1 pseudogene is annotated in these 277 nt (G+C 71.5%); it reads left to right on the forward strand.

Annotated elements, in window-relative coordinates:
- Positions 1–277, forward strand: a pseudogene (locus tag QWY28_RS23700) (xanthine dehydrogenase family protein molybdopterin-binding subunit); the annotation flags it as partial.

The raw sequence follows: 277 nt of genomic DNA on the forward strand, positions 1-277 counted from the left end.
TGCGCGCCGACCGCGCCCACGCCCGGATCGTAAAGGTCAACATCGAGGCGGCTCGCAAGCAGCCCGGTGTGCTGGACATCGTCACCGGCGCCGACGTGGCGGCCGCCGGCTGGAAGGCGCCGCCGGTGATGGCCTTCTTCAAGGGAGTGGGCGGCAGCTCGCTTCGCGTGCCGTTCCGCGCCGCGATCGCCCATGACCGCGTCCGCTTCGTCGGCGAGCCGGTGGCGTTGGTCGTCGCCGACACCGAGCATCATGCCCAGGACGCCGCCGAACTGAT

The sequence above is a fragment of the Nocardioides oceani genome (assembly GCF_030412965.1).
In the GTDB taxonomy this organism is placed as follows: Bacteria; Actinomycetota; Actinomycetes; order Propionibacteriales; family Nocardioidaceae; genus Nocardioides; species Nocardioides oceani.